This is a genomic window from Sanguibacter keddieii DSM 10542 (genome assembly GCF_000024925.1).
In the GTDB taxonomy this organism is placed as follows: domain Bacteria; phylum Actinomycetota; class Actinomycetes; order Actinomycetales; family Cellulomonadaceae; genus Sanguibacter; species Sanguibacter keddieii.
Genome location: NC_013521.1, coordinates 3,036,107 through 3,049,225, shown reverse-complemented (window position 1 = coordinate 3,049,225; position 13,119 = coordinate 3,036,107). Strand labels below are relative to the sequence as shown.

Sequence of the window (13,119 nt, the reverse complement as noted above, 5' to 3'; positions counted from 1 at the left end):
CCGGCGAATCGGGCAGGTGGCGGACCGTGGGTACCGCAGGTGCGGTAGGCGAGGGGGGGGGGGGGGGCGGGAGCGCGAGTTGGACCACCGGCGAGGATGACGTAGAGTGGTGCTTACCGACGCGGGGTGGAGCAGCTCGGTAGCTCGCTGGGCTCATAACCCAGAGGTCGCAGGTTCAAATCCTGTCCCCGCTACAAGAAGAACGGCCCTCGATCACTGATCGAGGGCCGTTCTGCGTCGTACAAGAGCTGTCGGGCCGAGTCGGCGACCCGCTCTGCCGCAGTCTCGGCGAGGCGGCGCCGTGGCTAGACCCAGATCGCCGTGGCCCACCCGTCGCTGAAGACCTCGGGGGTGCCGGGCAGCGACTCGGACTCTCCCAGGGCGTGGCGGCGGGCGGTCCAGGCGGCCGCTGCGGCGTCGAGCACGTCGTCGACGCCGACGTCCACGCCGGCGAGTGCCCCGACGCCCGTGACGCCCAGGCCGTGCTCGTCGAGGAGCGCTCGCCGCACCTCGGAGCCGGCCCAGGTCTTCTTGCGCTCGGTGAGCGGGCTGCCGTTCATGCGCGCGAAGCTCACCTCCGGGTGCACCTCGAGGACGGTGCGCGGGGCACCCTCCTCGCTGCGCACGAAGTCCTCGACCTCGAAGACCTTGGTGCGCAGCCCGAAGGCCTGGATCGAGAAGCCCTCGCCCGCGAGCTCCCGGTTGATGGTCACCGCGTCCGCGTGCGTCTCGGCCTGCAGCGCCGGGCGGACGGGGGTCATGAACACCGACGAGCGCAACCGGCCGATCTGCTGCTTGGCGAGCAGGTCCGCCTGACGGCGCCCCGTGTCCGGCAGGCCGATGGGGATGTCGATGCCCACCACGGCGACCGGCCCCTCCATCTCCGCAGCGGCGACGAGGGTGCCGATGTCCCGGGCGGCCAGCGCCATCGGGCGTCCGCCGTCCCACACGACGCCCACCCAGCCCGCCCGGCAGGCGTCCACGCCCAGGACGCGCGTCGTCGCGATCGGTGCAGGTGTGCCGGGTGAGAACCCTCCGGGTGCAGTCATGCCTCCAGGACTACCAGGTCAGGGCGACGCGCGTCGGGTGGAGGGCGGGGGGAGTCGCGGAGTAGGGCCAGCCCTACCACCAGACAGGGAGGCTGGCCGTATGGTCTGGCCCCGTCCCGCCAAGGACGATAGAGGAATGATCGAGACGACCGCGCCCCTCCCGCTCCGCCCCGCGTCCTCTGCCGGACCAGGTGCCGGTGCGGCTCCGGGGCTCGCTCCGCAGCCCGATCACTGGCAGACCGAGGCGAGCACACCTGGCCACGCCGGGCTGACCCGGCTGCGCAGCCTGGGAGCCGACACGGCCTATGTCCTGGTCTCCCTGCCCTGGACGCTCGTGGGCTTCGTCCTCGTCCTCGCCGGTCTGGCGGTCGCCCTGCCGCTCATGGTGCTCGGCGTCGGGCTCCCCTTGGCCGTCGCGATGCTCGCCGTCGCACGATGGTTCGCGGGTGTCGAGCGGGTCCGCGGAGCCCGCCGCGCCGGGCTCGCTGGTGACCAACCGCTCCGGGCGCCGCTCAGGCCGCAGCCGGTCCGGACGCAGACGACCTCGGACGTGCCCCGACCGTCCCTGCCGCGCCGGGTCGCCCGGGCGCTGTCGGACGTCCAGAGCTGGCGGGACGTCGTCCACGCGCTCACCGCGTGGGTCGTCGCCACCGTGACCTTCTCGGTCACCCTCACCTGGTGGGTCGGCGCCGCCGCGGGCGTCACCGCCTTCGCCTGGGACCAGTACCTGCCGGCGAGCTCGGGGGCCGAGGACTTCAGCGGCGCTGCGCGCGACGTGCTCGAGGTGCTCAACTCGACCGGGTTCCGGCTCGGCGTCGGCATCGTCCTGCTGCTCACCCTCCTCCCCATGACCCGGGCCATGGCCCGCCTCCAGGTCGGCTTCGCCCGCACCCTCCTCGAGGCGCCCGGCGGATCTGGCCGCTGACCGGGGGCGCACGGCCGACATGTGACGGGTGCCACGCAAGCCGCTTGCGTGATCTGTCGTAGAGTTGCGGCATGTCGCGACGACTCGCAGAGGTGGCCCGCAAGGTCGGAGTGTCCGAGGCGACCGTGAGCCGCGTGCTCAACGGCAAGCCCGGGGTCTCCGAGAGCACCCGGCAGGCGGTGCTCACGGCGCTCGACGTCCTCGGGTACGAGCGCCCCTCCAAGCTGCGCGGCGAGCGCGCCCGGCTCGTCGGCCTCGTCCTGCCGGAGCTGCAGAACCCGATCTTCCCGGCCTTCGCCGAGGTGGTCGGCGGGGCCCTCGCGCAGCAGGGCTACACGCCCGTGCTCTGCACGCAGACGGCCGGGGGTGTCACCGAGGCCGACTACATCGACCTGCTCCTCACGCAGCAGGTGTCGGGCATCGTGTTCGCCGGTGGCAACTACGCCCAGCGCGACGCCGCGCACGGGCACTACGACCGCCTCGTCGAGCGCCGCCTCCCCGCCGTGTTCTTCAACGCCGCGATCGACGACTTCGAGTTCCCGCGGGTCTCCTGCGACGACGACGTCGCCGCCGAGCAGGCCGTCGGGCACCTGCTCTCCCTCGGGCACACCGAGATCGGGCTGCTGCTCGGCCCGGTCGACCACGTCCCGTCGGAGCGCAAGCTCACGGCGGCGCTGGCCTTCGCCGCGCAGCACGGCGTGACCATCCCGCCGTCGCGCGTCGTGCGCAGCGCGTACTCGCTCGAGAGCGGCCACGCCGCAGCGGGCCGCCTGCTTGCGCAGGGCGTCACCGGCATCGTCTGTGCGAGCGACCCGCTCGCGCTCGGTGCCATCCGCGCGGTCCGGCGCTCCGGCCTGCGCGTGCCCGACGACGTCTCCGTCATCGGCTACGACGACTCGGCCTTCATGAACTGCACCGAGCCCCCGCTCACCACCGTGCGCCAGCCCATCGAGCCGATGGGGCGCGCCGCGATCGAGCTGCTCGTCAGCATCATCGACGGGCAGGAGGTGCTCCCGCAGGAGCTCCTCTTCGAGCCCGAGCTCGTGGTCCGCGGGTCCACCGGGCCGGCGCCGGCGAACCGCGGAGCCTGACCGGCTCTCTGCCCCCCTGGCGCGGGTGACGCGCTGAGACCTGCCTCCGGCGATCGTGCCGTGGCGCGACTGGTCGCGCCCATGATCCACGTCTTCCACGCTCAGGTCACACTTCGATAACTCACCTGTCGACTTCTTGCGTTGTTTCTGTCGAGAGGTTTAGTGTCTGTCGTGCACCGCAGGGCGACCAGCCCGGCGCCGCACCGCTCCACCTGGCAGCGCAGCCACGGCAGTCACGGCCTGCGCGCCCGGACGAGCGGCCCACAGCACACGCACCACAGCACAGAGACGAGACGACGGTGTCGCACGAGGACGAGACGACCGACCCCACCTGGTGGCGGAACGCGGTCATCTACCAGATCTACCCCCGCAGCTTCGCGGACGGGAACGGCGACGGGACCGGCGACCTCGCCGGCGTCCGGGCACGCCTGCCGTACCTCAAGGAGCTCGGCGTCGACGCCGTCTGGTTCACCCCCTGGTACCAGTCGCCGCTCGCCGACGGCGGATACGACGTCGCCGACTACCGCACCATCGACCCGGCCTTCGGCACCCTCGCCGAGGCCGAGGCGCTCGTCGCCGAGGCCCTCGAGCTCGGCATCCGCACGATCGTCGACGTCGTCCCCAACCACGTGTCCGACCAGCACGAGTGGTTCCAGGCCGCGCTCGCCGCCGGCCCGGGCTCTCCCGAGCGCGAGCGTTTCTGGTTCCACCCGGGCAAGGGAGACGACGGCTCGGAGATCCCCACGCACTGGGTGTCGAGCTTCGCGGGCAGCACCTGGACCCGCACCTCCGACGCCGACGGGACGCCGGGGGAGTGGTACCTCCACCTCTTCACCCCGGAGCAGCCCGACCTCAACTGGTCGCACCCCGACGTGCGCCGCGAGCACGAGGACGTCCTGCGCTTCTGGTTCGACCGCGGCGTCGCCGGCATCCGCATCGACTCGGCCGCCCTGCCGGTCAAGGACCCCGCGCTCCCCGAGGTGCCGGCCGACCCCGCTCCGGGCGAGCACCCGCACCTCGACCGCGACGAGCTCCACGACGTCTACCGCGGCTGGCGTGCCGTCGCCGACTCCTACGAGGGCACCCGCGTGCTCGTCGGGGAGGTCTGGCTGGACGACACGGCACGGTTCGCGCAGTACCTGCGCCCCGACGAGATGCACACCGCCTTCAACTTCGACTTCATGGGTCGTCCGTGGGAGGCCACGCAGCTGCGGGCCTCGATCGACGCCACGCTCGCCGCGCACGCACCGGTCGGCGCCCCGGCCACCTGGGTGCTCTCCAACCACGACGTCACCCGCCCCGTCACCCGGTACGGCCGCGAGGTGAGCTCCTTCGCCTTCGCCGACAAGCGGTTCGGCACCCCGACCGACCTCGACCTCGGCACCCGGCGCGCCCGCGCGGCGGCCCTCCTCACCGCCGCGCTCCCCGGCTCGCTCTACCTCTACCAGGGTGACGAGCTCGGCCTGCCCGAGGTCGAGGACCTCCCGCTCGACGTGCTCCAGGACCCGATGCACTTCAGGTCCGAAGGCGTCGACCCCGGTCGCGACGGGTGCCGCGTCCCGCTGCCCTGGTCGGGCGACGCGCCCTCCTTCGGGTTCAGCCCCGAGGGGGCTGCCGCGACCTGGCTGCCGCAGCCCGACGCCTGGGCCTCGCTGACCGTCGAGGCGCAGGAGAAGGACGACGCCTCGATGCTGCACCTCTACCGCAGCGTGCTCGCCACGCGGTCGACCGACCCCGACCTCGCCGGGGAGTCCTTCGCCTGGCTCGACGCCGCGACGGCGGGGGACGACGTGCTCGCCTTCGTCCGCGGCGAGCGCCTGGCCTGCGTCGTGAACCTCGGTCCCACGCCTGTCGCGCTGCCCGAGCACGATGCCGTGCTGCTCGCCTCGGGACCGCTCGACGGCGACCGGCTGCCGCAGGACACCGCGGTCTGGCTCCGCCTGTCCGCCGAGGTCACGGCGTGACCACCCATCAGCTCTCTTCCCCTGCACTGCCCCTCACACAAGGAGTGACGACGATGTCAACATGGACCAAGCGCACGGCAGCAGTGCTGCCCGCCGTGCTCGCACTAGGACTGCTCTCGGCCTGCGGGTCCGACGACGACGCCGCCGCCGACGGCAAGGTCACCATCGAGGTCGCGATCGACCAGGGTCTCGAGCAGGGCGCCATCGACGCCTTCGAGGCGCGCGTCGCGCAGTTCGAGAAGGACAACCCCGACGTCGTCGTGAAGTCCAAGGAGTACACCTGGACCGGCACGACCTTCGCCGCCGAGCTCGCGGGCGGCACCCTGCCCGACGTGTTCCCCATCCCCTTCACCGACGGTCGCGGCCTCATCGAGCGGAAGCAGATCGCCAACATCAGCACCCTCGTCGACGAGCTGCCGTACGCCGACGAGTTCAACCCGAACGTCGCGCAAGCCGGCGAGGACGCCGACGGGGCGATGTGGGCCATCCCGATCGCGGCCTACGGCCAGGGCCTGCACTACAACCGCACGCTCTTCGAGCAGGCCGGTCTCGACCCCGACGCCCCGCCGACCACCTGGGACGAGGTCCGTGCGGACGCCAAGGCCATCGCGGACGCGACCGGCCAGGCCGGCTACGCGCAGATGACCCAGTCCAACACCGGCGGCTGGATCCTCACGTCTCTCATCTACGCCAACGGCGGCAGGGTCGAGTCGGTCGAGGGCGACACCGCCACGGCGACCGTCGACACCCCCGAGGCCAAGGCGTCGCTCGAGTACCTCAAGCAGCTGCGGTGGGAGGACAACTCGATGGGTGCGAACTTCCTCTACGACTGGGGGACCATCAACCAGGACTTCGCCGCGGGCAAGATCGGCATGTACGTGTCGGGCGGCGGCAACTACGGCAACCTCTTCACCCAGAACGGCCTGAACCCCGACGACTACGGTGTCACCGTCGTGCCGCTCGAGGGCGACGACGCCGGCGTGCTCGGTGGTGGGACGCTCGCGGCTGTGAGCGCCAAGGCCAGCCCCGAGGAGCAGGCCGCGGCCGTCAAGTGGATCGACTTCTACTACATGCAGAAGCTCACCGACCAGGAGTCGGCCGTCCTCGACGCCCAGACGACCGCCGACCAGGGCCAGCCCGTCGGCGCTCCGCAGCTGCCCGTCTTCGACCGCGCGACCTACGACGAGTCGCAGACGTGGATCGCGGACCTCGTCAACGTGCCGCTCGACCAGATGACGCCCTACACCGACGGCATCTTCGACCAGCCCCTCCTGCCCGAGCCCGCGCGCTCGACCCAGGAGCTCTACGCGGCCCTCGACCCCGTCGTCCAGGCAGTCCTGACCGACGAGAACGCCGACATCGACGCGCTCCTCGCGAGCGCCCAGACGACGGTCCAGTCGATCCTCGACAAGGGCTGACGGACGCCACCACGCGCCACCGGCCCGACCCACCAGCAGCACCAGCACGCACGACCGTCGTGCCCCGGCAGCACCCGCTGCCGGGGCGCGACGCCCGCACCTCCTGCCGCCCACCGCGGCCCTCTCCCAGCCCTCGAAGGATGGTCCCCTCGTGAGTGCTCTCACCGAGCTCACCGAGCAGCCCCGCTCAGACGTCCCGCCGCGCCGCCGTCCGCCACGGTCGGTCGTGGGCTGGGCGCGCAACGGAGGGCTCAGCACGCTCGCGTTCATGATCCCCGTCATCGTGATCTTCGGGTTCTTCTCCTGGTTCCCGATCGTCCGCGCGGCGATCATGAGCGTGCAGGAGACCAACCTCGTCACCGCGCCCGAGTTCGTCGGGCTGCAGAACTTCCGTGACGTCCTCGCCGACCCGCTGCTGTGGACCGCGGTGAAGAACACCCTGTACTTCGCCTTCCTCGCGCTGCTCTTCGGCTTCCCCGTCCCGCTCGTCGCGGCGGTGCTCATGAGCGAGGTGCGCAGCCGCAAGGGCCTGTTCTCGGCTCTCGCCTACCTGCCGGTCGTCGTCCCGCCGGTGGTCGCCGTGCTGCTGTGGAAGTTCTTCTACGACGGGTCCAGCACCGGGGTGTTCAACACCATCCTCGGCTGGGTGAACCTCGGCCCGTTCCCCTGGTTGCAAGACCCGTCGACGGCCATGCCGTCCCTCGTCCTCGAGGCGACGTGGGCCGGTGCAGGCGGCACGATCATCATCTACATCGCAGCCCTCACCTCGGTCGCCCCCGAGCTGTACGACGCCGCGGAGATGGACGGCGCGAGCATCTGGGGCAAGATCTGGCACATCACGCTCCCGCAGCTGCGCGGGGTCCTGTTCATCACGCTGATCCTGCAGATCATCGGGACTGCGCAGGTGTTCCTCGAGCCCTACCTGTTCACCGGCGGCGGGCCCGCGAACTCGACCCTCACGGTGCTGCTGCTCATCTACAACTACGCCTTCGGGAACAGCCTCGGCGGCAACTACGGCTCGGCGACCGCGCTCAGCCTCATGCTCGCCGGCGTCCTCGCCGTGTTCTCGATCCTCTACTTCCGCCTCACCCGGTCCTGGAGCCAGTCATGAGCACCTCGTCTCCCTCCGAGAGCACCAGCCGCACGACGACCGTGCTCCCCGTCGAGCAGGACCACGCGGCGGTCGGCACCGCGCCTGCCGCCGCGCCTGCCGCCGCCCCGGTCGTCCGCCGGCGCTCGTCGTCACCCGAGCCGACCGACCGCACCGCGATCTCGTCGGCCGACTGGCACCGGCCGCGGGTGCGGCGCGGCATGAACCTGGTGCACGGCGTGCTGCTGGTGCTGCTGCTCGTGGTCGGGCTGGGCCCGATCCTGTGGCTCGCGAAGTCGGCGATCACCCCGACGCAGGACACGCTGCGGGCGCCGATGGCGCTGTTCCCCAACGGGGTCGACTGGGCCAACCTCTCCGAGGCCTGGAACCGCGTCGAGATCGACAAGTACTTCCTCAACACCGTGATCATCGCGGCGGGGTCGTGGCTCGTGCAGATCGTCGTGGCGACCACGGGCGGCTTCGCGATGTCCGTCCTGCGGCCCCGCTACGGCAAGGTCGTCATGGGCATGGTCCTCGCGACGCTGTTCGTGCCGTCGATCGTGCTCCTCGTGCCGCTGTACCTGACGATCCTCGACCCGCCGCTGCTGAAGGACTCGCTGCTCAACACCTTCTGGGCGGTGTGGCTGCCCGCCGGGGCGAGCGCCTTCAACGTGCTCATCATCAAGCGGTTCTTCGACAACCTGCCGCGCGAGGTCTTCGAGGCCGCGCGCGTCGACGGGGCCGGGCCGTTCCGGCTCTTCTGGGCCATCGTCCTGCCCATGTCGCGGCCGATCCTCGGGGTGGTGTCGGTGTTCGCGATCATCGCCGCGTGGAAGGACTTCCTCTGGCCGATGCTGGTCCTGCCCGACCCGGCGCTCCAGCCGCTCTCGGTCCGGCTGCCCGCGCTCCAGCGGTTCATCGAGCTCGACGTGTTCCTCGCGGCGCTCGCGATCGCGACCGTCATCCCCGTCGTCATCTTCCTGCTGTTCCAGCGCGTGTTCCTCAACGGCGCCAGCATGGGCGGCGCCGTCAAGGGTTAGGGTCGAGCGATGAGTGCACCCACGGTCTTGTTCATCGGCGGCAGCGGCGTCATCAGCTCGGCGAGCGTGCGGCTCGCCGTCCAGCGCGGCTACGACGTCACCGTCCTCAACCGCGGGTCGTCGTCGACCCGCTCCCTGCCCGACGAGGTGCGCACGCTGCGCGCCGACGTCCGCGACCCGGGGTCGGTGCGCGAGGCGCTCGGCGGGCGCGAGTTCGACGCGGTGGTCGACTGGGTCGCCTTCACCCCGGAGCACGTACAGCAGGACGTCGACCTCTTCACCGGCCGCACCGGGCAGTACGTGTTCATCAGCTCCGCCTCGGCGTACCAGACACCGCCCTCGCGGCTCCCGGTGCTCGAGTCGACGCCGCTGCGCAACCCGTTCTGGGGCTACTCGCAGGACAAGATCGCGTGCGAGGACCTGCTCGTCGCGGCGTACCGGGACGCCGGCTTCCCGGCGACCGTCGTGCGCCCGTCGCACACCTACGACCAGACGTCCGTGCCGCTCGACGGCGGCTGGACGGTCGTGGAGCGGATGCGCGCGGGCAAGGAGGTCGTGGTGCACGGCGACGGAACCTCGCTGTGGACCATCACGCACACCGAGGACTTCGCGCTCGGCTTCGTGCCGCTGCTCGCGAACCCGCGCACGGTCGGCGACACCTTCCACATCACCTCGGACGAGGCCCTCACCTGGGACCACATCACCCAGACCCTCGCCCGGGCGGCCGGCGTCGAGGCGAAGATCGTCCACGTGCCCTCGGACGCGATCGCCGCCGTGGACGCCGGGTGGGGTGCCGGGCTGCTCGGCGACAAGGCGCACTCGATGGTCTTCGACAACGCGAAGATCCGCAGCGTCGCGCCCGGGTTCCGTCCCGAGCGGACCTTCGAGCAGGGCGCACGGGAGATCGTCGCCTGGCACGACGGGGACCCGGCACGCCGCCAGGTCGACGCACGGATGGACGCGCTCATGGACGACCTCGTCGAGCGCTTCCGCGTCTGAGCCGGTGTGCTCGCCACGTCCGTCAGGGGCGTGGCGAGAGGCGGGCCGAGGCGCCTCGTGCGTCGTCGACGGGGCGGCCGGCAGTCTCGGGGCGTGACCTGCACCGATGCGCCTGGCGCCCCACTTGGTCTGTTCTTGGTGCAGCGCAGGCGTACTCTTGAGAGAGGGTCACCATGGCGGTGACCCTCCGAGGGAGCGACGATGACCGTCAGGTCAGAGCAGTCCGGTCCGAAGCACGACCCGCGCGACACCCCAGCGGCGGGGCACGGCGCACCGCTCGGCCTCGCGGGCGAGCCCGCGCACGAGGTGCCCGGAGAGCCTGCCCGCCCGCTCCTCACCCTCGGCGTGCTCGGCACGTCGCAGAAGCCCGACGAGCGTCGCCTGCCGATCCACCCGTCCCACCTCGAGCGTATCGACGTCGACCTGCGCGAGCGCATGATCGTCGAGTCCGGCTACGGCCAGGCCTTCGGGATGACGGACGACCGCCTCGCCGGCCTCGTCGGCAAGGTCCTCCCGCGGGACGAGCTGATCGAGCACGCGGACGTCGTCCTCCTGCCCAAGCCGCAGGCGGCGGAGCTCGACGGGCTGCGTGACGGACAGGTCCTGTGGGGGTGGCCGCACTGCGTCCAGGACGTCGACATGACGCAGCAGGCGATCGACCGGCACCTCACGCTCATCGCCTTCGAAGCCATGAACCACTGGTCGAGCGACGGCCGGTTCGCGCTGCACGTGTTCCACAAGAACAACGAGATCGCCGGCTACTGCTCGGTGCTGCACGCCCTCCAGCTCGCCGGCTCCACCGGTGACTACGGGCGCCGGCTCAACGCGATCGTCATCGGCTTCGGGGCGACCGCCCGCGGCGCCGTCACGGCCCTGCGCGCCCACGGCGTGCACGACGTCCACGTGCTCACCAACCGTGACGTCGCGGCCGTCGGCTCCCCGATCCACGCGGCGCGGATCGTGCAGCTCGACCACGACGACGCCGCGCCCCACCTCAGCCACGTGCTGACGGAGGAGGGGCGCGTACCGCTCGCGCCGTACCTCGCGGAGTTCGACATCGTGGTCAACTGCACCCTGCAGGACACGGACGCCCCGCAGACGTACCTCCGCGAGTCGGACCTCGGTGCCTTCGCGCCCGGGAGCCTCGTGGTCGACGTGTCCTGCGACGAGGGCATGGGCTTCTCGTGGGCCCGCCCGACCACCTTCGCGGAACCGACCTTCGAGGTCGGCGACCACATCCTCTACTACGCGGTCGACCACAGCCCGTCGTACCTGTGGAACTCGGCGACCTGGGAGATCAGCGACGCCGTGCTGCCGTTTCTGCGCTCGGTCATGGAGGGCCCCGACGGGTGGGCGTCGGACGAGACGGTCTCCCGTGCGATCGAGATCCGCGACGGCGTCGTGCAGAACCCCGCGATCACGAGGTTCCAGCACCGCGCGGAGGAGTACCCTCACGCCGTCGCAGGCTGACGGGCGTCACAGGGGCCCGCTGCCCGCCCGGTCGGGGGTGGCGGGCGTCGTGCGTGGGTCGGTCGCGGGCGGGTCGGCCGCGACCGAGGGGGGAGCCCGGTGCGTCCGCGCGGCCTCGCGGAGCGCGACCGCGGCACCCGCGGTGATGCCCAGCACGGTGACGACGAGCAGCACGCGGTAGTCGACGAGGCCGAGGAGCGAGGCCCCCACGACGGTGAGCGCGAGCTGAGGCACGTTGAGCAGCATGTTGGTCGCGGCCGAGACGCGCCCCTGGAGCCGGGGCGGCGTCCTCAGCTGCCGCTCGGTGACGAAGCCGACGATCGCCCACGTCATGCCCAGGCCCACGAGGCCGAGCCCGAGCAGCACGCCCACCAGGCTGCTGCCCAGCGCCGGGAGCACCCCGAGCGCGACGGCCCCGAGCCCGACGGTCACCAGGCGAGGTGACCCCCACCGGGCGACGAGCCGCGCCGCGGTGAGACCCGCCACGATCGCGGTGGCGCCCTGCACGCTCGACACCGGTCCGAGCATCTCTGGACCGAGCCCGAGCCCCTGGTCGATGATCGCGAAGCTCGAGGCGTTGAGCAGCCCGACCGCGCCGCAGGCCACGAGGAGCGCCACGGTGAGCGCGCCGAGCGGCGGGGTGCGCAGCAGGTGCCGGAACCCGGCCGTCACCTCGGTGCGGAACGGCTCGCGCTCGTCGCGTGCGGTCGGCGGGGTCTCGACGAGACGGATCCTGGCGACCACCACGGCGGCCACCGCGAAGGAGGCGGCTGCCGCGGTGACGAGCGGCAGCGGTCCGGTGGCCACGTAGACGCCGGCGCCGAGCAGCGGCATGGTCAGCCGGAACACCTGGTCGATGGTGGTCAGCCGACCGTTGGCCGCGGCCAGCGCCTCGTCGGGCAGCATGTCGCGGACGAGACCCGACTGCGCGGCGGTCGTCGCGAAGCCGACGAGGGAGTAGATGACGGTCACGGCGAACACGACCCACACGTCGCGCGGGCCCTGTACGGCGAAGAGGGCGAGCAGGCTCACGGCGCCGGTGGTGTAGGTGGCGGTCATCATCCGGCGACGGGAGACCCTGTCGGCCACCTGGCCGAGCAGCGGCGAGACGAGCGCCGGGAGCCCGAGCGCGGCGAACACGAGGCCACCCAGGCTGTCGGACCCGGTGAGGTCCTTGACCCAGACGGCGAGGATGAGCGCGAGGACCGAGTCGGCGAAGTTGGTGAAGCCCCAGGCGACGGTGAGCAGCCGGAACCCGGGGGAGCGCAGCGCCGATCGGGCTGTCGTCGAGGCAGGGGTCGGCGTCGACCTCACGCGTCGTCCCGTGCGACCGGCGCCACGGCCCCGTCGCTGGACGCCACGTCCACGTCGCCGTGGGCGACCGCCCACAGGTGGGCGCTGCGTGCCCCCTCGGGGCGGAGCGCAGGGTTCTCTGCCCGGCCGTCGAACCGCGCCGCGAGCCCTTCGATCTCGGCGGTCAGCTGAGCCATCTCCTCGGCGGTGGCCCAGAAGGTGGCCCGCGTCATGGTCGACGCGTCGAGCCACTCGGGCGGCAGGGTGCTCGCCCGGTCGAGCCACGCGGAGATCCTCGCGGACTCGCGCTCGACGGTGATCCGGGCGAGCTCGGTGACGGCACGCAGCGACCCGGGCTCCTCGGCGTCCCACCGGGTCCGGCGTCCCTGCCCGACGACCTGCCACGGCTTCTCGCGTCCTACTCGCTCCGCAGGCTCGATGAAGCCGTGGCGCGCGAGCGTGCGCAGGTGGAAGGAACAGCTGGCCACGGACTCCCCGGTGAGCCCCGCGCAGCGGGTCGCCGTGGACGGCCCGTGCTCGTCGAGCAGGTCGAGGAGCTGCAGGCGCAGGGGGTGGGCGAGGGCCCGGATGCGCTCGGGGTCGGAGGTGACGACATGGCGGGAGCCTGCAGCAGGGCGGGGCGGGGTGTCGGGCATGACCAGGACGGTAGCAACATCAAGAAGTCTTGCGCAAGACTTCTTTAGAATACGGATCGAGGCGATAGTCTCGAACCAGTGCGCGCTCGCGGGGTGACCCGACGTGGCGCAGGCCGACGCCGAG

The 13,119-nt window shown here is 71.9% G+C and carries 11 protein-coding genes and 1 tRNA gene; 9 read left to right on the top strand and 3 right to left on the bottom strand.

The genetic code is table 11. The features are described 5' to 3' along the window. The first annotated feature begins 120 nt into the window (after positions 1 to 120). A tRNA-Met gene (locus SKED_RS13440) sits at positions 121 to 194 on the top strand. 111 nt (positions 195 to 305) lie between these two features. Here SKED_RS13440 and SKED_RS13435 read toward each other — a convergent pair. Beyond that, a complete protein-coding gene (locus SKED_RS13435; RefSeq protein WP_012867712.1) occupies positions 306 to 1,049 on the bottom strand; it encodes a DUF429 domain-containing protein in 744 nt (247 codons plus the stop codon). A gap of 136 nt (positions 1,050 to 1,185) precedes the next feature. On the opposite strand from SKED_RS13435, the gene SKED_RS13430 reads away from it, so the two are divergent. The 8 genes from SKED_RS13430 (at position 1,186) to SKED_RS13395 (ending at position 11,046) form a co-directional block, all read left to right on the top strand. Beyond that, entirely contained in the window at positions 1,186 to 1,974 is a 789-nt protein-coding gene (locus tag SKED_RS13430; RefSeq protein ID WP_012867711.1) for a sensor domain-containing protein, read from the top strand. A gap of 71 nt (positions 1,975 to 2,045) precedes the next feature. Continuing rightward, a complete protein-coding gene (locus SKED_RS13425; RefSeq protein WP_012867710.1) occupies positions 2,046 to 3,065 on the top strand; it encodes a LacI family DNA-binding transcriptional regulator in 1,020 nt (339 codons plus the stop codon). A 299-nt stretch (positions 3,066 to 3,364) separates the two neighbouring features. Continuing rightward, positions 3,365 to 5,029, top strand: coding sequence for a glycoside hydrolase family 13 protein (locus SKED_RS13420; RefSeq protein WP_012867709.1), 1,665 nt, complete (start codon positions 3,365 to 3,367; stop codon positions 5,027 to 5,029). A gap of 53 nt (positions 5,030 to 5,082) precedes the next feature. After that, positions 5,083 to 6,447 carry an ABC transporter substrate-binding protein gene (locus SKED_RS13415; RefSeq protein WP_042438069.1) on the top strand — a complete coding sequence of 455 codons (1,365 nt, stop codon included), beginning with the start codon at positions 5,083 to 5,085 and terminating at the stop codon, positions 6,445 to 6,447. A 151-nt stretch (positions 6,448 to 6,598) separates the two neighbouring features. Beyond that, positions 6,599 to 7,558, top strand: coding sequence for a carbohydrate ABC transporter permease (locus SKED_RS13410; protein ID WP_012867707.1), 960 nt, complete (start codon positions 6,599 to 6,601; stop codon positions 7,556 to 7,558). Next, complete coding sequence (locus SKED_RS13405) at positions 7,555 to 8,577, top strand: carbohydrate ABC transporter permease (protein WP_012867706.1); 1,023 nt, start codon at positions 7,555 to 7,557, stop codon at positions 8,575 to 8,577. The genes SKED_RS13410 and SKED_RS13405 overlap by 4 nt, the downstream gene beginning before the upstream one ends. A 9-nt stretch (positions 8,578 to 8,586) precedes the next feature. Continuing rightward, positions 8,587 to 9,576, top strand: coding sequence for an SDR family oxidoreductase (locus SKED_RS13400; protein WP_012867705.1), 990 nt, complete (start codon positions 8,587 to 8,589; stop codon positions 9,574 to 9,576). Positions 9,577 to 9,882: 306 nt separating this feature from the next. Beyond that, on the top strand, positions 9,883 to 11,046 hold the full coding sequence (locus tag SKED_RS13395; protein WP_012867704.1) for a N(5)-(carboxyethyl)ornithine synthase: 1,164 nt from the start codon (positions 9,883 to 9,885) through the stop codon (positions 11,044 to 11,046). A gap of 6 nt (positions 11,047 to 11,052) precedes the next feature. On the opposite strand, the gene SKED_RS13390 is transcribed toward SKED_RS13395, so the two are convergent. Both SKED_RS13390 and SKED_RS20040 read right to left on the bottom strand, forming a co-directional pair. Next, positions 11,053 to 12,360 (bottom strand): MFS transporter, encoded by a 1,308-nt coding sequence (locus SKED_RS13390; protein ID WP_012867703.1) that lies wholly within the window; start codon positions 12,358 to 12,360, stop codon positions 11,053 to 11,055. Beyond that, the gene (locus SKED_RS20040) at positions 12,357 to 12,995 is read right to left on the bottom strand and encodes a helix-turn-helix domain-containing protein (RefSeq protein WP_012867702.1); all 639 of its coding nucleotides are present in this window, start codon (positions 12,993 to 12,995) and stop codon (positions 12,357 to 12,359) included. Before SKED_RS20040 ends, SKED_RS13390 begins: the two co-directional genes overlap by 4 nt. Between the last annotated feature and the right edge of the window lie 124 nt (positions 12,996 to 13,119).

What these genes read in the sequence shown, in the direction of transcription:
- SKED_RS13435 (WP_012867712.1), bottom strand. Translation starts at nt 1,049, where the DNA reads ATGACTGCACCCGGAGGGTTCTCACCCGGCACACCTGCACCGATCGCG.
- SKED_RS13430 (WP_012867711.1), top strand. Translation starts at nt 1,186, where the DNA reads ATGATCGAGACGACCGCGCCCCTCCCGCTCCGCCCCGCGTCCTCTGCC.
- SKED_RS13425 (WP_012867710.1), top strand. Translation starts at nt 2,046, where the DNA reads ATGTCGCGACGACTCGCAGAGGTGGCCCGCAAGGTCGGAGTGTCCGAG.
- SKED_RS13415 (WP_042438069.1), top strand. Translation starts at nt 5,083, where the DNA reads ATGTCAACATGGACCAAGCGCACGGCAGCAGTGCTGCCCGCCGTGCTC.
- SKED_RS13405 (WP_012867706.1), top strand. Translation starts at nt 7,555, where the DNA reads ATGAGCACCTCGTCTCCCTCCGAGAGCACCAGCCGCACGACGACCGTG.
- SKED_RS13400 (WP_012867705.1), top strand. Translation starts at nt 8,587, where the DNA reads ATGAGTGCACCCACGGTCTTGTTCATCGGCGGCAGCGGCGTCATCAGC.
- SKED_RS20040 (WP_012867702.1), bottom strand. Translation starts at nt 12,995, where the DNA reads ATGCCCGACACCCCGCCCCGCCCTGCTGCAGGCTCCCGCCATGTCGTC.